Here is a 20843-nt window from a genome sequence, read left to right as displayed (position 1 = left end):
CCTTTATTTAAGAAATTGTCATACAAGAGCCTGGACCACCTGCGAATGCTAAACCACAGCTTCCTTGTTCGCTATATAAATCTGCCACTTGTTCACGGTGAGTGCCCGGAATGACGAAGCGATCTTTATATTTCGCAATAGCAAGAAGACGATACATATCTTCTACATCCTGTTTCGTTAAACCAAGTTCTTTTAATACAGCTTCATTTGGCTCTTTATTAATTTGCAGCGCTCTCATATGCGTTCGCATAACAGCCATTTTCTTCAATGTAAGACGAATGTGTGATTCATCTCCTGCAGTGAGTAAATTCGCTAGATATTGAATTGGAATACGCATATTATCGATAGCAGGGAAAATCTCTTCTGCTTGCCAGTTACTGCCTTTCCCTTCCACCATATTCATAATTGGGCTAAGCGGCGGAATATACCAAACCATCGGCATTGTACGGTACTCCGGATGAAGAGGCAGAGCAATTTTCCAATCGATAATCATTTTATAGATTGGTGACTCTTGTGCTGCTTTAATCCATTCTTCAGGAATGCCTTGTTTTTTCGCTTCAGCTGCTACTTCTGGATCATTTGGATCTAGGAAAACAGTAAGCTGAGATTCATATAAATCTTTTTCGTCTTCAACAGAAGCTGCTTCTTTTACTTTGTCAGCGTCATATAGCATTACCCCAATATACCTGATACGTCCCACACATGTTTCTGAACAAATTGTTGGCATACCAGCCTCAATACGTGGGAAACACATTGTACATTTTTCAGCTTTATTCGTTTGCCAGTTAAAATACACTTTTTTATATGGACAAGATGATACGCAGAACCTCCAAGCACGACATGCATTTTGATCTACAAGAACAATGCCGTCTTCTTCACGTTTATACATCGCACCAGATGGACAAGATGATACGCAAGACGGATTCATACAATGTTCACATATGCGTGGTAAATACATCATAAAGACGTTTTCAAAATCTGTTTTAATTTCTTCTTCCATTTTCTTTACGTTCGGATCTTGTAATCCTGTTATATGTCCACCAGCTAAATCATCTTCCCAGTTCGGACCCCATTCAATTTTGTCGATAAATTCGCCTGTAATTGCTGATTTCGGACGAGCAACTGGTTGATGCTTACGCTGCGGGCTATTTGTTAATGTTTCATAATCATAATTCCAAGGTTCAAAGTAATCATCAATTGTTGGTTGATCTGGATTGTGGAAAATGTTCATAAGACGTTTCATTTTCGAACCAGATTTCAGCTGAATTTCACCATTTTTCAATTCCCATCCGCCTTTATATTTCTCCTGATCTTCCCATTGTTTCGGATAACCAATTCCAGGCTTCGTTTCTACGTTATTGAAGTACATATATTCCGCACCTGGACGATTTGTCCAGGTGTTTTTGCACGTTACGCTACAAGTATGACAGCCGATGCATTTATCTAGGTTCATTACCATTCCGACTTGCGCTTTAATCTTCAAGCCAATCTACCTCCTTCAGTTTACGGATTACAACATTTAAATCACGCTGGTTCCCAGTCGGACCATAATAGTTAAATCCATAGCTTAATTGGCCATATCCACCAATCATATGTGTTGGTTTAACATGAATACGGGTTGGACTATTATGCGTTCCCCCACGGGTGCTTGTTAATTTCGTACCAGGCACGTTAATGTGGCGATCTTGCGCATGGTGCATAAATGCCATTCCCCTCGGTATACGGTGCGTTACAACAGCACGCGCTACGACAACACCGTTACGGTTAAAGCACTCGATCCAATCATTATCAGCAACGCCAGCTTCTGCAGCGTCCTCTTTATTCATCCAAACAGTTGGACCACCTCTAAACAGCGTTAACATCGGTAATGAATCGAAATACATACTATGAATCGACCACTTATTATGCGGTGTTAAATAGTTTAGTGTAATCTCTTTCCCCTCTACTTCAGGGCGTGACTTACGGAACGGTTTATGTTGCAGAATTGGTTTAAATGTTGCCATCGTTTCACCAAATTCTTTCATCATGTCATGGTCTAAGTAGAAAGATTGTCGACCAGTTATCGTTCTCCAAGGAATAAGACGTTCCACATTTGTTGTAAACGGTGAGTAACGTCGTCCACCTTTTTCTGAACCTGTAAAGGCCGGAGAAGTAATTACTGTTTTCGGTTGTGCTGTAATTTGTTCGAATGTAAAGCATTCTTCTTCACGTTCTTCTGCTAAATCACGTAATTTTAGATCTGTTTGTTTTTCAAGTGCTTCCCATGCTTTTACTGCCATATGACCGTTTGTTGTAGAAGAAAGCGTTAATACCGCTTCAGCAGCATTGATTGCTTCTTTTATGTCTGGGCAACCTTTCGCAATAGTATCCGTTCGAACAACTCCTAATTTGCTCTTTAATTGCTCATACTCTTTTTCAGCTGACCAAGAGATCCCTTTCGTACCAATCGGTTGTTTTCCGGCATTTGGTCCAAGTGCTGTCATTTTGTCATAAATCGTTTTATAATCCCTTTCAACAACATGAATTTGTGGCATCGTTTTACCCGGGATTGGTTCACATTCACCTTTACTCCAATCTTTAACCTTGCCAAGTGGTTGCGCTAATTCTTGCGGTGTATCATGAAGAAGTGGTGTTGCAACAACTTCTTTCATTGGTTCAAGATCTATTTTCTTCGCTAAATCTGACACAGCTTTAGAAAGTGAAGTGAAAATATCCCAGTCAGAGCGTGCTTCCCACGGTGAACCGATTGCTGGATTAAATGGATGCACAAATGGATGCATATCTGTACTACTTAAATCATGTTTTTCGTACCAAGTTGAAGCAGGTAAGACGATATCAGAATACAGCGCTGTTCCAGCCATACGGAAATCTAAATTAATGAGTAAATCAAGCTTCCCTTCTGGTGCCTCTTCATGCCACTTAATTTCTTCTGGTCGTAATGAATCACTATCGTCATTCATTAATCCGTTTGTTGTACCTAATAAATGTTTTAAGAAATATTCATGCCCTTTACCAGAACTTGAAATTAAATTCGCACGCCAAACGAATAAGTTGCGCGGGAAGTTGTTTTTATTATCAGGATCTTCAATCGCAAATTTCAGTTCTTTTTCTTTTAATTTTTGTGCAACATATTTTCCGATTTCTTCTTGCGTTGTTGCACCAGCAGCAACAGCTTCTTTATATAATTCAATTCCATTTTTCTCGAATGTTGGATAAGAAGGTAACCAGCCGAGTCGTGCTGCTAATACATTGTAATCACCGTGATGTTGATAACGTGAGTTACCTTCAATTGGTGATGCTAAATGTCCAACAGGTGTATCTTCATAGCGCCATTGATCTGTTACGAAATAGAAGAAAGACGTACCATTTTGTAATTTTGGTGGCCCTTGCCAATCTTTTGCCATCGCGATTGTTTGCCATCCTTCTGCAGGTCGTAACTTTTCTTGACCAACATAATGCGCCCATCCCCCGCCGTTTACTCCTTGTGCCCCAACTAGAAGAACAAGATTTAAAACTGCGCGATAAATCGTATCAGAATTAAACCAATGGTTAATACCAGCTCCAACAATAATCATCGAGCGACCATTTGTATCAGCGGCATTTTGTGCGAACTCACGAGCGATTTGAATAATTAGTTCTCGTTTCACTCCTGTCATTTTCTCTTGCCATGCAGGTGTAAACGGTACATCATCATTGAAGTCTTTCGGCTCTTGTCCGCCAAACCCTCGGTTCACCCCGTAATTTGCTAACGTTAAGTCGTATACAGTTGTAACGAACACTTCGCCTTCTTCTGTCATAACCTTTTTCACTGGAATTGTACGTTCTAATACTTTGTTTCCATCATCAGAGAAGTACGGAATTTGTACCGTTCCAATCGTTTCTTCCATTCCAAGTAAAGAAAGACGTGGATCAATCTTTTCACCTGTTTCTTCATCTTCTAAACGCAAGTTCCATTTCTTTTCGTTATCCCAACGTGAGCCCATTGTGCCTTGAGGTGTTGCAAAATCATTCGTGTTCTCGTTCCAAAGAACAGGTTTCCATTCTCCTAACTTCGTTTCGCGTCCAATATCAGCAGCGTTTAAGAAACGATCAGCAACGAATTGATCTCCTTTTTGTTTCAATGTGACAAAGAAAGGAAAATCAGTATATTGCTTCGCATACTTTGTGAAATATTCCACTTGATTATCTACGTAAAATTCTTGTAAGATCACATGCCCCATTGCCATCGCAAGTGCACCATCTGTACCTTGTTTCACACTAATCCAATCATCCGCAAACTTTGTAGATTCAGCGAAGTCAGGACTGACAGAAACGACTTTCGTTCCTTTATATCGAACCTCTGCTAAAAAGTGAGCATCGGGTGTTCTCGTCATCGGTACATTTGAACCCCATGTCATAATGTAACCAGAGTTATACCAGTCACTACTTTCTGGTACATCTGTTTGATCGCCCCAAATTTGCGGAGAAGCTGGTGGTAAATCTGCGTACCAATCATAGAAACTAAGCATCGGCCCACCCATAAGTTGCATAAAACGACTACCAGCAGCATGACTTAACATCGACATAGCTGGAATTGGTGAAAAGCCAACATTTCGATCTGGCCCGTATTTAATTACTGTATAAAGTAGAGAAGCTGAAACGAGTTGTAATACTTCATCCCAATTCGCACGAATAAATCCACCTTTACCACGCGCCTGCTTATACTTACGTGCTTTTTCAGGGTTTTCCACAATACTTTTCCAAGCATCTAGTGGTGACTCGTTATTTTGTAGTTCCTCTTGCCACATACTCCAAAGAACACCACGTACATACGGATATTTCACACGAAGTGGACTATAAATGTACCAAGAAAAACTTGCTCCACGTGGGCATCCTCGCGGTTCAAAATCTGGCATATCAGGACCTGTCGTTGGATAGTTAAGCTCCTGCCCTTCCCACGTCACAATTCCATCTTTCACATATATATTCCAGCTACATGAACCAGTACAGTTCACGCCGTGTGTAGAACGAATTACTTTATCATGCTGCCAACGCTTTCTGTACACATTTTCCCATTCGCGATCTTCATATGTTTCTTGTGTATGATTATCGTTATAACGATCTATTGGTGAAAAATATTTTAAACGTCTCATTAGTGCTGAAGTTTTTTTCTTCATACTGTTCACTCCTTTAATACGTCTCTCTTACATACCCTTACTATAAGAGAGGTTGTAAAATACAGATGTGACATTTCGCACAGTTCAAGAGATTGTCAAAAATTCAGTAGAAAATAAGTTTGTGAGAAAATCTTGTGTTCCGTTGTGAAGATTATGGTTAATCTTAATTATTAGGAGAATGGTATTTTGAGGTATCGACTATTTTGCAAAAGAAAAAGAGTTTTGATATTATTTCAAAACTGCCATAAGGAAAAGAGTATAAATTGTATGTAAAAAATTTTTTCCAAATGTTATTATTTTATATCGAGTCTGATTTTACATAAAACTACAAATCATTATTTACTGTATTGCCCTTAGTTACGGAAACAATTATACTAGATGTAATCGAAATAAATAATCTGAATATTCTCAGAATTTAAGGTAAAAGTTTTACTATCTACAAATAGAATTAGAAATATGTCCACTAAATAGATTAGAAAACGATAATAACATTAGGAGGATTACGATGCCCCAGCTTGATTCATTACATCCCACTGTAGAAAAAATAATCAATAATATTGAAAAAATAATGGTCGGAAAACGAAAAGAAACGATCTTAGCTTTGACAGCTCTCTTAGCTGACGGTCATGTGCTATTAGAAGATGTTCCTGGTGTCGGGAAAACAATGCTAGTACGTGCTCTTTCTAAATCCATTGATGCTGATTATAAGCGAATTCAATTTACACCTGATTTATTGCCGTCAGATGTAACAGGAGTTTCTATTTATAATCCGAAAGAGCTCCAATTTGAGTTCAAGCCTGGACCAATTATGGGGAATTTTGTACTTGCTGATGAAATTAATCGTACATCTCCAAAGACACAATCTGCTTTACTTGAATGTATGGAAGAAGGCAATATTACAATCGATGGCATTACAAGGCCTTTACCAAAGCCGTTCTTTGTCATGGCTACACAAAATCCGGTCGAACATGAAGGAACATATTCTCTACCAGAAGCTCAGCTCGATCGTTTCTTATTGAAACTAAAAATGGGATATCCTACACCAGAAGAAGAATTTGAAATTTTAAACCGGATGGAAAAAACAAATCCACTCTCTCAATTACAGACCATTACTACAATAGAAGAATTAATTTATTTACAACAAAGCGTACGGGTAGTAAGTATGGACAAAGCAATTAAGCATTACATTGTAAAACTTGTTAATCAGACTCGTACGTACAGTTCTATACAGCTAGGTGCAAGTCCACGTGGCTCAATTGCTTTAATGAAAGCTTCACAAGCTTATGCATTTATCCATGGCAGAAATTATGTTATTCCAGACGATGTTAAATTTTTAGCTCCTTACGTTTTAGCACATAGACTCATTTTAAAAATGGAAGCAAAATTTGAAGGAATAACTGGAGAACAAGTTATCGCAAAAATCGTTGCACGAACTACTGTGCCGACTCAAAGGACGATGAACCCTTGATGAAACGAATACTGCGAGCGCTATATCACGTTACGAAGTTATTGCTACTCCCTTTATGTCTAGTCTTAACATTTGTGTACGCTATGTTTCAAGGAGGGTTTGTAAGTTGGTTTTTGTTTTACAGCACAATTCCCATTGCTCTTTATTCACTACTACTCCCCTTTTACGCTTTATGGGACGCTGAAGTAAGACGAATAACAAACCAAAATGGATATGTAGTAGGAGAACAATTTATAAGCACGATTACAATAAAAAGAAAATTTCCTTTTCCCTTACTTTATTTAGTTATAGAAGATGAACTGCCACCACAATTTATAAGTTGTAAACAAACAAAGATGAATAAGGTAGTACTCTTCCCAGGATTGAAACGAAATATTTCGTTTCAATATGTTATTGACACAATCTCTAGAGGCGAGCACACTTTTTCAAGCGTTCGTGTAAAAACTGGCGATTTATTCGGCATGATAGAGAAAGAAGTAACTTTTTCAGTTCCAGATACATTTTTAGTCTATCCCCAGTATGTAGATATAGCATATCGACAATTGGAAAATCATTTCGAACAAGGAGCGCTTTCAGCAAATATAAATTCAGCAAAAGACTCTACAATCTCTGTCGGTGTCAGAGACTATAAACCTGGTGATCGCTTTTCATGGATTGATTGGAAAGCAACTGCACGAACAAACACTATTATGACAAAAGAGTTTGAACAACAGCGCAGCCATAATGTCATGATATTCATAGACAGAACCGAGTCTCCTCTATTCGAATCAGTCGTCACATTTACTGCCTCTATCGTAAGGACTGTCTTGAAACAAAATTCACCAGCATCATTCGTGTCTATCGGAAAAGAACAAACTATTTTCCCTTTAGACAATGGAGATACGCAGTTACAACAAATCCTTTGTCATTTAGCAAAAGTGCAAGCAGACAGTGTATTCCCGCTCTCCCAGAGTGTAGACATGGAACTAAGAAAAATTTATGAGCCCGTCACGGTTATACTCGTGACCAGTAATCTTTCTCCCGATATTCAAAAGGCGGCTGATTGTGCTGCTATAAGAAATAGAAAATGTATGGTTTTTGTCGTGAAAGAAAAAGCGAATCAACTTTCACACCGAGAAATCAGTATAATAGAAACTCTAAAAAAACGACAAATATTTGTAAACACGGTTTATGAAAACCGGTATACAAACGTGTTTTTTGAGGTGAGCAAATGATAACATTACAAACAAAATACAAGTGGGATACGAACAGATTCTTTATGCATGCATGTGTATTTCTGCTTTTACTAGAATGGCTAAGACCTCTTATAGGTATTACAAATGTAGGTAGATTAGATATTTTCGTAACATTTATAGGAATTTGCTTCGCTCTCTCTTTTTTTCAAACGAGGTGGCAGATTCCAATAAAAATTGTCACAGTCCTATTTATCATTCATTCCCTATATTATAAAAATGCTTTTATAAATCCATCTTGGCTAACAACATTCTTTTCTGATATGTTTCGAAATTCCTCCCTGTTTTTCCAAGGGAATTTACTAGATATTTCTCCAGTTTTTCCGACGGTTTTATTTTTTCTCTCATTTTGGTTTTTGAGTTCTTTTACTTCATTTTGGATTATTCATAAAAAACGTGGGTTTCTATTTCTTGTATTGACTATTATTTATATCGCAACTTTTCATAACTTACATTTATACAATGCAAACTACGCTATTATTCGTACTGTTGTCATCGGCTTTTTTATGCTTAGTCTTCTTCAAGTAGAACGAATAAAAGAACGTGAACACTTACAAAATTATGCTCGGGAAATCTCAAAATTACTTAGACCACTTACAATATTTATTGTATTATTAGCAACCATCGCATACTTTGCTCCAAAATTTGGCCCTCAATGGCCAAACCCAATGGATTTTTTAAAATTCAACACATCTGAAGCAAGTAAAGAAAAAAAAGTTTCTACAATTGGGTATGGTTTAGATGACTCACGATTAGGTGGTCCTTTTAAGGCGGATCCTACAATTGTTTTCACAGCACGAACGCAAAACAAACAATATTGGAGAGTCGAAACGAAAGATTTTTATACCGGAAAAGGCTGGGATGTTTCTGAAAATCCGAAAAAGGTTTCTTTTAAAAATAAAAACGACGTCGTAAGCTGGTACGAACAAAATACAAAAACGAAAACTACAGAGGCAACAATTACCATGCAAAAAAGTTACCCTCACCTTACCTATCCAGCAGGATTAGTAACAGTTGAAGCTTCTTCTGATGTATCATACAGTGTTGACCCGTTTTCAGAAAAAATTTATACAATGAATGGCGACTCTTCTACTACTTTACATTCGTATAAAGTAACATATGAGATCCCTGAGTTTTCCATAAAAAACTTGAAAGCTGTAAAAACAAATGAAGGTCAAGAAACAAATCCTTATTTTATGACAAAGTACACACAACTTCCCGAGTCATTACCACAGCGCGTAAAAGACTTGGCTATCAATCTTACAAATGATAAAGACAACCGATATGATAAAGTATTAGCTATTGAAAATTACTTCACAGACAACTCTTTTACATACGAATCAACGAATGTCTCATTCCCTGCCAAAAGCCAAGATTATGTAGATCAATTCCTTTTCGATACAAAAAGCGGCTACTGTAATAATTTTTCGACGTCTATGATTGTACTACTTCGTTCTGCCGGGATTCCAGCTCGCTGGGTGAAAGGCTATACAGAAGGAACTCTTGACAATACACTTGCCTCTGCAGAAGGTGAGGATGTTTATACAATCACGAACGATAACGCACACTCTTGGGTCGAAGTATATTTCCCAGAATACGGATGGATTCCATTCGAACCGACAAAAGGATTTACTAATCCCTATAATTTTATAAATAATACGCCTGCTCCTATTTCACAAAATAGCGAAGCAAATAATTCTAATATCGAGCAAATACAACAACGAAATAATGAAGCAAAACTTAAAAGTTTAATTGAAAATACAGAAGAAGCTTCTACTAAAAAGGTCACAAATTCTAAAACTAGTTTTTCTTGGTGGTACGTATTCCTCTCTACGATACTAATTAGTATTATAGGATACATTCTCTTCACCACTAGAATGAAATGGATGACATTTCTTATTATTCATTTCTATAAATACCGAAAAGAGGATGCTGTTTATCAAAAAGCTTACGGTGCACTTTTAAAACAATTTGCGAGAATTGGCATACCACGTGGTGAAAGTCAAACATTCCGAGAATACGCTCTCCATATCGATACACTTTACAACTCGGCCGATATGCAACAACTTACTGCCAGTTATGAGAACGCTATGTATCAACAGGGGCAGGCTACGGTAGAATGGAAGAAATCCGTACACTTATGGGAAGTGCTTATGAAAAAAGCAGCTTCTCCACCTAAATCAGATGGCTTTGATACAGTTATTTAATCTTGAAAATTTGAGTTTAAAGAAAACGTCTCAAAGAACTACATTGTTCTTTGAGACGTTTTTTAATAAAGTGAAACTCCTACTTATTCCCCAAGCACCTTCTCAATCTCAACCTCTAAATCTACCGGCTTCGTCTGCGGAGCAAAACGCCCTACTACTTTCCCGTCTTTTCCGATTAAAAACTTCGTAAAATTCCATTTCACTGCTTTCATACCAAGTAAACCTGGTGCTTGTTCTGTCATGTATGTATATAGAGGGTGAGCCTTATCACCTTTCACATCAACCTTTGCAAACATCGGGAAGTTTACACCGTAGTTTAATTCACAAAAACTAGTAATGTCCGCTTCTGTACCTGGTTCTTGTCCCCCGAATTGGTTACAAGGAAATCCGAGTATTTCGAGTCCTTGGTCTTTATATTTATCATATACCTCTTGTAATCCTTTATATTGTGGTGTGAAACCACATTTGCTAGCTACATTGACAATAAGAAGTGCTTTTCCTTTGTAATCTTTTAACGATTTTTCTTCACCTGTAATTGTTTTAGCTGAAAAATCATAAACTGTCATTGTCTTTGCCCCTCTCTTCACTATCATTCTATGTTTATACTATACTACATTCGTGAATATACAGCTCTTATTACGTACTTATAAGTTGTAATGATAGCGCTTTATTTCTGTTCGAAAATTCGACACAAACTACTAGACTTTTATGATGGAAAGTTTTACAATTGAAATGTGAACAAAATGTGACAGTTTATATTCCATTATAAAAGAAAAGGATGGTGTTCATTATGAAAACTGCACAACATGAAACGATTTCAAATCGCGAGTTTTATTTCGTACTATATATGATGTTATTGTATGTTACTGGCTGGGTAATCGATGTAAATGGTTTATTCTTAAGCTCCTACTTTAATTTAGCAGGAGAGATTATGCTTCCATTAGTAGGCGGGATTGTTGGACTGTTCATTATGTCTATTAATAAACAACAAACGAAATAATAATATTACAAAAAGGCAGAAGACGAGCTTCGTTTTCTGCCTTTTTTCTATTTTAGCGTATAATAAAAACATGCAGTATATAAGGAGTGGTAACTATGAAAAAAGTAGAGCAATTATCTTCTCACCTATATCTTATTGATGATTTCGATTTACAGCATAATGAACGAACAGGTACGTACGTTTTATTAGGTGACGATATTACTTTAATTGAAACTTGTGCAGCCCCTTCTCTTCCGTATATTTTAGACGGCTTACAACAATTACATATTGATTTAAACGATGTTAAAAACATTATCGTTACACATGTGCATTTAGATCACGCTGGCGCAGCTGGTTTAATGATGGAAAAGTGCCCAAATGCTACGTTATATGTGCATTCTCGTGGTGCTCGTCATATGATTGATCCAACAAAACTTATTTTAGGTGCAAAAGCTGTCTACAAAGAAGATTTCGATAAACTCTTTGATCCAATTCTTCCAATTGAAGAAGAACGTGTTCATATTGTACAACATGGTGATACGTTAAAAATTGCAAAAGACCGCACCCTTACATTTTATGATACACCAGGACATGCGAAGCACCATATTAGCATTCATGATTCATTAACAAACGGGATTTTTACTGGCGATACAATTGGAATTTATTATAGAGAACTCGCAGACGTTGATGTAGAGTTATATCTACCATCAACGTCCCCTTCACAATTCCAACCAGATGCGATGATTACTTCTAAAAATCACATTCAAAGTATGAATGTAGATACTATTTATTTCGGTCATTACGGCGCATCCTCTCATGTTACAGAAGTATATAATCAACTGGAATATTGGCTACCTATTTTCGTTCATACTGGTAAGGAAGTCTTTGAAAAGTATAATGATTTCGATGAAGCAACTAAAGCTTTACAAACTTTGTTAATGGATAAAATCTCTTCTCATCTTACAAAGTTAAACGTTCCATCAGATCATTCCGTTTATAATATTTTACATCTAGATATAGAAATTAGCGCAATGGGCATTATTGATTATTTCACGAAGCAAGAAAAAGCAAACTCCACTATTAACTAACAGTAAAAGAAGAGATATACAACAGTAGTTATTGTATATCTCTTCTTTTTTTGAATATATTTTGAGTAAAGGATGGTGGAATATAATGCAAAAAGTGATGCTATACCTCTGCTTCACATTATTTATCGTCTTATTATTATTTGTAGGAGTAAAAATTCAATTTTATTTAGATACAGATGCACAAGTGAACTTTAACGTTTATCCAAGATTATTCTACTTTACACTCTTCCCTCTTATAGTTGGCATTTTATTACGATTCCTTCAATCTATTAATCGCGAAACGAGTAAACAAAACTGGAGCTTTCAACCGGATAAATTTATTGCTATTACAGTGCCTACACTATTCATTTCCTTTTCCCCAGCACTACTCTTTTCACCACTTGCCGAATACCTACCTTATTTAGTTAATATTATTCTAATAAATACAACTTTTGTTACGATTATTAGTTTAATAGCTGGTTATTCCCTTTTAGATTGTTTTATACAAAAGGACAATGCAACGATGAAAAAATATAATTGAATGCTCTATTTTCTTTTAATAAAGAAAGCTCAAAACTAAAGCTTTGAGCTTTTTTACTTATCTCACCTTTTCATCTACATACTCCATAAACTGCTCCGCTTTAATAAATCTTTCTTTGTACGCCTCAGGTACTTCTTCTATTTTTATTGCACCAGTTGATTTTGTCTTCACTCGTACTATTTCATGTGTCATTAAAGCTTCCATATAGCGATCAAACTCTTCTTGCGTTAATACTTCTTTACTAGATTTATGACCATTTAATTTATCAAAGTATGGTTGAAGGCCCATACTTACCTTTTTCATTTCTTCTCTTTTTGCTGGTGATAATCCATCATAATCTATATTACCATTCGAATCTCCGTACGCAAGCTTTGCATTTGTTAATTTTTTTAGTTCTTTTGTAAACTCCTCATATTCCTTCGTGCCCATTTCATCTTTCGCTTCTGATAACTTTGCATTAAAACGCATATACGCTGCTAACGTCATCGCTCCGGCGTGTTTTTTTAAATTCTCAAAAGATCCGTATATACCATCCGCCATAATAGATTGATATGCAAAACCGGTCGTAGGGATTAAAAATGCTGCTGCAAGCACTCCGGCGATAAAACGTTTCTTCACCTTATTTCCCCCGCGATTCATTTTGATTTGAACAATTACTTTTTCTTTTAACTCCGGCGGGGCAACAATCCCCTTCGCTTCTTCTCGTATAGATTCTCTAACTCTACAATCTAAACTCATTTCACATTCCCTACCTCTCCTAAAAAGATTTCTTCTACTTGCTCTTTTTGACGTAGTTTCTTTAATGCCGCATGAATTCTAGACTTCACTGTACCAATTGGAATATGTAATATTTGTGCTACTTCTTCTTGTGAATATTCGTATAAGTATCTTAAGATAATAACTTGTTTCAATTTATACGGTAATTTATGAATGAGTTCGATTAGTTTTTGGTTTGATATTTTACTTACAACATCGTTAGAAAAATCAATTTGCACTGGCTTTCTTTGCTCTTCTGCTTTTTTCATAATTCGTAGTCGCATCCACCTCTTTCTTCTATAAGAATGAATTTGTTTAATCGCAAGCCCAATTAGCCAAGGGCGAAATGGCTTCTCGCTATCATATTTACGAAGCGATTCATATAGCTGTATGTATACTTCTTGAACGACATCATCTACATCCGTTTTATCTTCAATTAAAAAATGTGCTGTTTTATATACTTCTTGAATCGTTACATCATACAATTCGCTATACGCTTCTTTATTTCCTGATAAAGTTAATCGAATTAAATGTGCGTAATCTATTTCAGCCTTCATATTCCAGCCCTCCTTTGTCTTACACTATATATTGGCAAGTAATTCATATTTCGTTCGATTTTTCCGAAAAAATTTTTTATATAAATTAATATTATGATCCGATGAGTTCATAAGCTTCACTTATAACCACGCATAACTATTATATAATTTTCCAATTTCTGATAAAGATTTAAAATGATTTATATAGTCAAATTTAGGAGGATATATGATGAAAGCTATCGTTGTAACGTCGTTCGGTGGTCCTGAAGGGATGAAATATACAGATTTGGATATACCGGCTATTTCAGAAGATCAAGTTTTAATTCGCGTTGTTGCTACTAGTGTAAATTTCGCTGATATTAAATCACGTTATGGCAAAAAAGGAAATAAAGCACTACCTTTTATTCCAGGAATAGATGCAACTGGTATTGTAGAACGCGTCGGTTCTCATGTGAAAAATATTCAACCTGGACAGCGTGTCATTGCTTTTCCTCAAAATGGATCTTACGCAGAGTACGTTGTTTCAAATGAAAATCTCACTTTCGTTTTACCCCATGAAGTCGACTTTCAAACCGCAGCTGCTTGTCCGATCGTATCTTTCACAAGCTATAATTTACTCGTGAATGTTGCAAGGCTTCAACAAAATGAATCCGTGCTGATTCATGCAGCTGCTGGCGGAATTGGTACTACCGCGATTCAACTTGCAAAACGATTAGGGGCTGGAACAGTTATCGGTACTGTCGGAAGTGAAACGAAAAAAGAAATCGCTTTAGATGCTGGAGCTGATTATGTTATTTGTCATCAAGATGAAGATTTTGTAGAGAAAGTCAATGAGCTGACAAACGGAGAAGGAGTGAATATAATTTTGGACTCTATTTCTGGAACTGTCTCTGAAAGAAGTTTAAACTGCCTAGCTTATTACGGTCGCCTCGTTCATTTCGGTAATGCAAGCGGTAAAATTGGCAATTTCAAAACGAAAGATTTACACGCAAGTTGCCGCTCTATACTAGGCTTTAGCTTTGGCACTACACGGAAAAAACGTTCTGAACTACTCCAAGAAACGGCAAATGAAGTTTTCCGTTATTTGCGTGACGGAAGTTTGCAAATGAAAGCTACAAAATCTTTTCCCCTTCAAGATGCAGGGAAAGCACATGAATGGGTCGAAAGTAGAAAAAGTACAGGGAAAGTAATACTAACTGTTCAGTCTTCTTCCTGAAATGAATACTTGAAACAGAGGTGGCATTCATGGGATCACGAATTATGCATGTTATTATCGCTAACGGTATTGCTGAGAAACTATGTATTCAAGATAAAACTTCTTTCTTACTTGGAGGGGTAGCCCCTGATGCGGTTCATTCAGCAGAAGAAAAAGGTACTTCACACTTTTACGCTGGTACAACGAAGAACTATACGAGAAGAATAGATTATGATTCATTCTTTCATAAATACGAAGCACATATAGATTCCCCCTTTATTTTAGGCTATTATACCCACCTCATTGCCGATGATAATTGGCTAAGTGGCTTTTTTCTACCATGGCTAAAAAATAGAATAGAGAATGACGAAACCATCGCACCCCTGTACTATAACGATTTTAAACTGTTAAATGCAAAGTTGCTTCATCATTACGATCAAGAACAACAGCTCTTCTCTCTTCTCAATCAAGAGGCTCACATTGTGGATATTGAAGAGGTTTCTAAAGAAAACGTTTTAGCTTTTCGAAAGTATCTTTTTGAAGATATGTTGTATCCTGAGCAACATTTGCATGAAGACTTACAGGTGTTTACGTTTAATCAAATTGTCGGTTACATTGAAACCGCTATTGAAAAAGGTGCATTTTTTATTAAACAACTCTCTCATGAAAAATCCACTTCAAAGATTTAATCCCCCTCAATATATTTGAGGGGGATTTTCACATAGCAATATTATTATTGGTTCTTCTCCATAACCGCAAAATAATTCCCTTCACTATCAGCAAAGTTAAACACTTTACCAGAAGGCATAGTTACCATTTCTCCAACAGTAACATTTTTATTTTTTAAACCTGCATATAATTGATCCAGATTTTCTGAGAAGAACATTAAGGACGGTGTACCAAGATTTAATTCTGGGCTCATTTTCGAAATAACTTCTTTATTATGTAATATAATGCTCGTTTCAGCACCGTTAGTTGGAGCAATTTCAATCCATCTCATTCCTTGCTTGTTATCTTCCTCTGCAACTACATGAAACCCTACCTTTTCCGTCCAAAAATTTACTGCCTCATCTTGATTATTTACATATAACATAATTTGTCCTACTTTATGAATCATTTGTATTCCTCCTATTGTTTTTTTACATTCTATGTAGCTTTCTACAGCTGGTATCGTTATTCCTTTTGAGTTGGTATGTACTTCTTTGCAAAATTTATCGACTGACTCATCCCATCCAGTTCGTCAAAATAATTGTTTCTTTCAATCATGTTATATCCGTCGAATCCAATTTCATCTAATACTTTGAAGAATATATCGAAATCCACTTCACCATTTCCTACTGCTACTTCTATATACTTACTTGAACTATTACTTTTCACTTCTTTACAATCTTTAATATGAGTTTGTACTATATAATCTTTTAATAGTAATAAACCTTCTAACGGATTTTCATTTACATCACTTATTAAATTTGCTGGGTCAAAGTTAACAGCTAGTCCTTTCGAGTTTGCATTTTCTAAAAATCGTTTTAATACTATTGCTTTTTCAGATCCTGTCTCAATAGCAAAGACTCCCCCAAATTTGAATGCTAATTCTCCTATCTCATAACAAACCCGTATCATTTTATCATAGCACTCACTTTTTTCATCATCTGGAACTTTCCCAATATGAGCTGTTATGATCTTTGCTCCCAGCTCCAAACCTCTGTCAGTAATATATTTAATCTGATCTATTGCACTGTCAACTTCTGTTCCTGTAATTCCATTTTCTCCAAAACTAATTGCTAATGATGGAATCTTTATTCCATTAAAAGATAAGCTTTTCTTTAAAGCAGTCCATTCTACCACTGGAATATTAGCTAAGTTGAAGTTTTTATTCATAGCATATAATTGAATATATTCTAAATCCCATTCCCTTGCTTTTTGTATTCCTTCGTTTACTTCAATATGTTTCGTATTCAAAAACATTCCTAATTTCCTATCCATATATGAACCTTCTTTTTATCATTTCGCATCAGTTTAATATTCGACTTTTTTTATATTACTTCCTTGTACATATGTTGATTAAAAAAGTGATAATAGATACATTTCAATAATCATTAATAAAACTCCTTGTATTATTCAATTGCAAATAAAAAAAGACGTAACTACAAATAGTTACGCCTTCTCCATCATTTATCTAGGCTTTTTCTTCCCAGTAAATGCTGGTTTCTTTTTCTTTGGTGCTGGTGGCTTCGATTCTACAAATGTTCCTTTGAACATTTCTTGCTTCGTAAATACGATGCCTAGTTTTTTCGCAAATTGTAGTAATTTGCGCTCTTCTTGTGGAGTTACAAGAGATACGACAGTTCCTTCTTTACCCATACGTCCAGTACGTCCTGAGCGGTGAATGTATTGGTCTACTGTGTCTGGTAATTCTAAGTGAATTACATGTGTTAAATCGTCAATATCGATTCCACGTGCTGCAATATCAGTAGCAAGTAGGATTTCTAATTTTCCACCGCGGAAAGCACGCATCGTTGCTTCACGCTCTTGTTTACTTGCTTCTGCATGAAGAGCCGCTGCTTTCATTTTACGGAATTTCAATTTCTGAGTAATTTCATCTAAACGGAATGGATCGTTTAAGAAAGCAACTGCTTTTACATCGCCCATATGCATAATTCTTCTTACGTAATCATTTTTTTCGCGTCGCTCACAAATGATATACGTATGCTCAACTAAGCTTTTTGATTCTGCACGTGTTACACGTACTAATTGTGGTTCAACTGCTAAATCACGTGCCGCATCTTCTGCCGCTTTTGTCATTGTCGCCGAGAAGAATACTAATTGACGATCGCGCATCGTTGATTTAATTACATCTTGCACTGCACCCATCATTTTTTGCTTTACAATTTGATCAAACTCATCAAATACAATTGTTTTTACTTCATGCATTTTTAGCTTTTTCATACGAATTAATTCTAAAATACGGCCTGGTGAACCGACAATTACTCTTGGGTGTTTCTTTAATTTTTCAACTTGGCGCTTAATATCTGCACCACCAATTAAAGATGCACCTGAAATTTCAGTTCCTGCTGTAAATTTTTGAACCTCTTCATGAATTTGCATTACAAGTTCACGCGTTGGAGCTAAAATAACAACTTGTGGCTGTTTTACTTCAGGATTAATTTTATGTAAAAGGGGTAATAAGTACGCTAATGTTTTTCCTGTTCCAGTTGGAGATTCAGCTATAACGTCTTGTCCTTCTAAAATAGTTGGAATCGCTTGTTTTTGAATTTCAGTTAATTCTTTAAAACCAGCCTTCTCCCAAGCTTCTTGTAAAAATGGTTGCATATCTTTTATCATTTGTTTTTCTCCTTTATCTCTATTTTTGAAGAAAATGCTGTATTGTTCGCACCGTTTCTATCATGTGTGAAATAACAGCTATTAAATCATCAACATGGTCTTCTGTAATCGCTTTTTGAAATAGAACCTCTACCTTATTATGATATGAAATCGCTTGCTTATTATATTCGTATGAAACTTTCTGCATAATCATTCTTTCTTTTCCCCATATAGAACGCATTAAAGTTTCAATTTCTTCGCATCCTACTTCTGGTTGTTCTAACGGGAATGAAAATGCTAGCTTCATTTCACAACCTGGTGTAAACTGAGGCACTTCTAGTATTTCACCAGACAAGTTCTTTGCATCCACAGATAATGAAAATGTTGCTTCTACTAATGGTTCGAACGGTTCTGTTAATTGAAATGAGATATGATATATACGACTTAATGAGGCAAGGTCCATCATATCTTTTCGATCTGTTACAAGAATATCTCCATGTAGATCAAAATCATACACAGCACCTTCTACGATTACTTTTAAATTGTCAAAAGCAGTTGGATCAAACATAATTTCCTCCAAAAAACAGGCGCCTTTCGATGGAAAGGCGCCACTTGATGTATATATAGTTTACAGATAAACGAGATGAATTACAACCTTTTAGAATAAACCTACTGCTTTTCCATCTTCATTTACATCCATTTGAAGTGCTGCTGGTTGTTTTGGAAGACCTGGCATTGTTAACATTGTACCTGTTAACGCAACGATAAAGCCTGCACCGATAGATGGTTTTAACTCACGAATTGTAACGATAAAGTCAGATGGACGACCTAATTTTGTTGCATCGTCAGAAAGAGAGTATTGTGTTTTCGCCATACAAACTGGTAGGTTACTCCAACCTTCTCCTTCATATTGAGCTAATTGCTTACGTGCTTTCGGAGCAAATTCAATATCTTTTGCGCCATACACTTTTTGAGCAATTGTACGAATTTTTTCTTCTAATGGTAATTCTAATTCATAAAGTGGTGCGTAGTTGTTTTCACCTTTTTCGATTTCTTTTAGTACTTTTTCAGCAAGGTCAACTCCGCCTTGGCCACCCTTCTCCCAAACTTCTGTTAAGGATACTGCATAGCCACGCTCATTACACCACTCTTGTAAGTATGTAACTTCTGCATCTGTATCTGTAATGAATTTATTAATTGCAATTACGAAAGGCACACCAAAGCTTTGAATTGTTTCAACATGCTTCTGTAAGTTTTCCATACCTTTTGCTAATGCATCTACATTTTCTTCTTTTAATTGATCTTTTGCTACGCCACCATGCATTTTAAGCGCACGAATCGTCGCAACAATAACAACTGCTTCTGGTTTAATGCCAGCTGCACGAGCTTTAATATCTAAAAACTTCTCAGCGCCTAAATCAGCACCAAATCCAGCTTCTGTAATAACATAATCACCTAATTTTGCTGCCATTGTCGTAGCGATAACACTGTTACAACCGTGAGCAATATTCGCAAATGGTCCGCCATGAATAATAGCTGGTGTATTTTCTAATGTTTGTACTAAGTTTGGTTTTAATGCGTCTTTTAATAATAGCGTTAACGCACCTTCTACACCTAAATCTTTAACCGTTACAGGTTGATTTGCAAAGTTATAAGCAACTACGATGCGAGATAGACGCGCTTTTAAGTCTTGAATATCTGTTGCAAGGCAGAATACGGCCATAATTTCAGATGCGACTGTAATGTCAAAACCGTCTTCACGTGGTACACCTTGTACAGGTCCACCAAGACCAATTACTACGTTACGAAGGGCACGATCATTTAAGTCAACACAGCGTTTCCAAACAATTTTACGCGTATCAATTCCAAGTGTGTTTCCTTGTTGGATATGATTATCAATAAACGCTGCTAATGCGTTATTGGCAGTTGTGATCGCATGGATATCTCCAGTAAAGTGAAGGTTAATGTCTTCCATTGGTACGACTTGTGAAAAACCGCCACCTGCTGCTCCACCCTTTAATCCCATCGTCGGTCCAAGAGATGGTTCACGAAGTGCAATTACTGTTTTCTTACCAATTTTGTTAAAAGCTTGACCTAAACCAACTGTTACTGTTGATTTACCTTCTCCAGCTGGAGTTGGGTTAATTGCTGTTACTAAAACAACTTTACCGTCTTTCTCATCTTGTAAGCGCTTAAAAATATCAAGAGATAACTTACCTTTATAATGCCCGTATGGCTCTAATTCATCTTCTAAAATATTTAAATCAGCTGCAATTTCTTGAATCTTCTTCATACTCGCTTCTTGTGCGATTTCAATATCGGATTTCACTGTTGTAGTAGTTGTCATATACCCTAGTCCCCCTTTAATTGGTTCTGATGATATTG

At 36.3% G+C, this 20843-nt stretch carries 18 protein-coding genes; 8 read left to right on the top strand and 10 right to left on the bottom strand.

Annotated elements, in window-relative coordinates; translation table 11 throughout:
* Window positions 1-7: 7 nt before the first annotated feature.
* Both narH and H6481_RS08780 read right to left on the bottom strand, forming a co-directional pair.
* The gene (narH, locus tag H6481_RS08785; RefSeq protein WP_016512952.1) at window positions 8-1483 is read right to left on the bottom strand and encodes a nitrate reductase subunit beta; all 1476 of its coding nucleotides are present in this window, start codon (window positions 1481-1483) and stop codon (window positions 8-10) included.
* Entirely contained in the window at window positions 1473-5156 is a 3684-nt protein-coding gene (locus tag H6481_RS08780; RefSeq protein ID WP_078993376.1) for a nitrate reductase subunit alpha, read from the bottom strand. The genes narH and H6481_RS08780 overlap by 11 nt, the downstream gene beginning before the upstream one ends.
* Before the next feature lie 505 nt (window positions 5157-5661).
* Here H6481_RS08780 and H6481_RS08775 point away from each other — a divergent pair.
* The 3 genes from H6481_RS08775 to H6481_RS08765 are packed head-to-tail and all read left to right on the top strand — an operon-like array spanning window position 5662 to window position 10063.
* A complete protein-coding gene (locus H6481_RS08775) occupies window positions 5662-6624 on the top strand; it encodes a MoxR family ATPase (protein ID WP_001135797.1) in 963 nt (320 codons plus the stop codon).
* Complete coding sequence (locus H6481_RS08770) at window positions 6624-7838, top strand: DUF58 domain-containing protein (protein WP_000821909.1); 1215 nt, start codon at window positions 6624-6626, stop codon at window positions 7836-7838. The genes H6481_RS08775 and H6481_RS08770 overlap by 1 nt, the downstream gene beginning before the upstream one ends.
* Window positions 7835-10063, top strand: a complete 2229-nt coding sequence (locus tag H6481_RS08765) for a transglutaminaseTgpA domain-containing protein (RefSeq protein WP_182811467.1) — start codon at window positions 7835-7837, stop codon at window positions 10061-10063. The genes H6481_RS08770 and H6481_RS08765 overlap by 4 nt, the downstream gene beginning before the upstream one ends.
* An 83-nt stretch (window positions 10064-10146) precedes the next feature.
* Here H6481_RS08765 and bsaA read toward each other — a convergent pair whose 3' ends face one another.
* Window positions 10147-10629, bottom strand: coding sequence for a glutathione peroxidase (gene bsaA, locus H6481_RS08760; RefSeq protein ID WP_000219440.1), 483 nt, complete (start codon window positions 10627-10629; stop codon window positions 10147-10149).
* A gap of 224 nt (window positions 10630-10853) precedes the next feature.
* Between bsaA and H6481_RS08755 the strand changes: the two genes are divergently transcribed.
* From H6481_RS08755 to H6481_RS08745, 3 genes are all read left to right on the top strand, one after another.
* Window positions 10854-11063, top strand: a complete 210-nt coding sequence (locus H6481_RS08755; RefSeq protein ID WP_000844984.1) for a DUF3925 domain-containing protein — start codon at window positions 10854-10856, stop codon at window positions 11061-11063.
* Window positions 11064-11158: 95 nt separating this feature from the next.
* Window positions 11159-12130 carry an MBL fold metallo-hydrolase gene (locus tag H6481_RS08750; RefSeq protein ID WP_000754965.1) on the top strand — a complete coding sequence of 324 codons (972 nt, stop codon included), beginning with the start codon at window positions 11159-11161 and terminating at the stop codon, window positions 12128-12130.
* Window positions 12131-12215: 85 nt separating this feature from the next.
* Complete coding sequence (locus H6481_RS08745; protein WP_001174535.1) at window positions 12216-12650, top strand: hypothetical protein; 435 nt, start codon at window positions 12216-12218, stop codon at window positions 12648-12650.
* A 57-nt stretch (window positions 12651-12707) separates the two neighbouring features.
* Here the strand turns inward: H6481_RS08745 and H6481_RS08740 are convergent, their stop codons facing one another.
* On the bottom strand, window positions 12708-13388 hold the full coding sequence (locus tag H6481_RS08740; RefSeq protein ID WP_023521772.1) for a DUF3600 domain-containing protein: 681 nt from the start codon (window positions 13386-13388) through the stop codon (window positions 12708-12710).
* A complete protein-coding gene (locus H6481_RS08735; RefSeq protein ID WP_000642664.1) occupies window positions 13385-13963 on the bottom strand; it encodes a sigma-70 family RNA polymerase sigma factor in 579 nt (192 codons plus the stop codon). Before H6481_RS08735 ends, H6481_RS08740 begins: the two co-directional genes overlap by 4 nt.
* 208 nt (window positions 13964-14171) lie before the next feature.
* Here H6481_RS08735 and H6481_RS08730 point away from each other — a divergent pair, with 208 nt between their 5' ends.
* Entirely contained in the window at window positions 14172-15158 is a 987-nt protein-coding gene (locus tag H6481_RS08730; RefSeq protein ID WP_182811465.1) for a quinone oxidoreductase, read from the top strand.
* A gap of 29 nt (window positions 15159-15187) precedes the next feature.
* A complete protein-coding gene (locus H6481_RS08725) occupies window positions 15188-15826 on the top strand; it encodes a hypothetical protein (protein WP_023521770.1) in 639 nt (212 codons plus the stop codon).
* A 44-nt stretch (window positions 15827-15870) separates the two neighbouring features.
* On the opposite strand, the gene H6481_RS08720 is transcribed toward H6481_RS08725, so the two are convergent.
* From H6481_RS08720 to H6481_RS08700, 5 genes are all read right to left on the bottom strand, one after another.
* Window positions 15871-16254: a VOC family protein gene (locus H6481_RS08720; protein WP_000581475.1), complete on the bottom strand. Its 384-nt coding sequence runs from the start codon at window positions 16252-16254 to the stop codon at window positions 15871-15873.
* Window positions 16255-16310: 56 nt separating this feature from the next.
* Window positions 16311-17120 (bottom strand): sugar phosphate isomerase/epimerase family protein, encoded by an 810-nt coding sequence (locus H6481_RS08715; RefSeq protein ID WP_000375200.1) that lies wholly within the window; start codon window positions 17118-17120, stop codon window positions 16311-16313.
* 189 nt (window positions 17121-17309) lie between these two features.
* Window positions 17310-18479: a DEAD/DEAH box helicase gene (locus tag H6481_RS08710; protein WP_000588597.1), complete on the bottom strand. Its 1170-nt coding sequence runs from the start codon at window positions 18477-18479 to the stop codon at window positions 17310-17312.
* Window positions 18480-18498: 19 nt separating this feature from the next.
* On the bottom strand, window positions 18499-19026 hold the full coding sequence (locus tag H6481_RS08705) for a hypothetical protein (protein ID WP_000460216.1): 528 nt from the start codon (window positions 19024-19026) through the stop codon (window positions 18499-18501).
* A 90-nt stretch (window positions 19027-19116) separates the two neighbouring features.
* Window positions 19117-20805, bottom strand: a complete 1689-nt coding sequence (locus H6481_RS08700; RefSeq protein WP_014482011.1) for a formate--tetrahydrofolate ligase — start codon at window positions 20803-20805, stop codon at window positions 19117-19119.
* Window positions 20806-20843: the final 38 nt, after the last annotated feature.

This window comes from Bacillus sp. ME78 (assembly GCF_903970865.1).
Lineage (GTDB): Bacteria > Bacillota > Bacilli > Bacillales > Bacillaceae_G > Bacillus_A > Bacillus_A cereus.
Note: the sequence above shows the minus strand (reverse complement) of the source record. Positions and strands in the feature narration are given on the sequence as shown.

Coding starts and splice junctions, on each gene's coding strand:
- H6481_RS08725 (WP_023521770.1), top strand. CDS start 15,188: ATGGGATCACGAATTATGCATGTTATTATCGCTAACGGTATTGCTGAG.
- H6481_RS08775 (WP_001135797.1), top strand. CDS start 5,662: ATGCCCCAGCTTGATTCATTACATCCCACTGTAGAAAAAATAATCAAT.
- H6481_RS08740 (WP_023521772.1), bottom strand. CDS start 13,388: ATGAGTTTAGATTGTAGAGTTAGAGAATCTATACGAGAAGAAGCGAAG.
- H6481_RS08755 (WP_000844984.1), top strand. CDS start 10,854: ATGAAAACTGCACAACATGAAACGATTTCAAATCGCGAGTTTTATTTC.
- H6481_RS08780 (WP_078993376.1), bottom strand. CDS start 5,156: ATGAAGAAAAAAACTTCAGCACTAATGAGACGTTTAAAATATTTTTCA.
- H6481_RS08735 (WP_000642664.1), bottom strand. CDS start 13,963: ATGAAGGCTGAAATAGATTACGCACATTTAATTCGATTAACTTTATCA.
- H6481_RS08750 (WP_000754965.1), top strand. CDS start 11,159: ATGAAAAAAGTAGAGCAATTATCTTCTCACCTATATCTTATTGATGAT.
- H6481_RS08770 (WP_000821909.1), top strand. CDS start 6,624: ATGAAACGAATACTGCGAGCGCTATATCACGTTACGAAGTTATTGCTA.
- bsaA (WP_000219440.1), bottom strand. CDS start 10,629: ATGACAGTTTATGATTTTTCAGCTAAAACAATTACAGGTGAAGAAAAA.
- H6481_RS08745 (WP_001174535.1), top strand. CDS start 12,216: ATGCAAAAAGTGATGCTATACCTCTGCTTCACATTATTTATCGTCTTA.
- H6481_RS08700 (WP_014482011.1), bottom strand. CDS start 20,805: ATGACAACTACTACAACAGTGAAATCCGATATTGAAATCGCACAAGAA.
- H6481_RS08710 (WP_000588597.1), bottom strand. CDS start 18,479: ATGATAAAAGATATGCAACCATTTTTACAAGAAGCTTGGGAGAAGGCT.
- H6481_RS08705 (WP_000460216.1), bottom strand. CDS start 19,026: ATGTTTGATCCAACTGCTTTTGACAATTTAAAAGTAATCGTAGAAGGT.
- H6481_RS08715 (WP_000375200.1), bottom strand. CDS start 17,120: ATGGATAGGAAATTAGGAATGTTTTTGAATACGAAACATATTGAAGTA.
- H6481_RS08765 (WP_182811467.1), top strand. CDS start 7,835: ATGATAACATTACAAACAAAATACAAGTGGGATACGAACAGATTCTTT.
- H6481_RS08720 (WP_000581475.1), bottom strand. CDS start 16,254: ATGATTCATAAAGTAGGACAAATTATGTTATATGTAAATAATCAAGAT.
- H6481_RS08730 (WP_182811465.1), top strand. CDS start 14,172: ATGAAAGCTATCGTTGTAACGTCGTTCGGTGGTCCTGAAGGGATGAAA.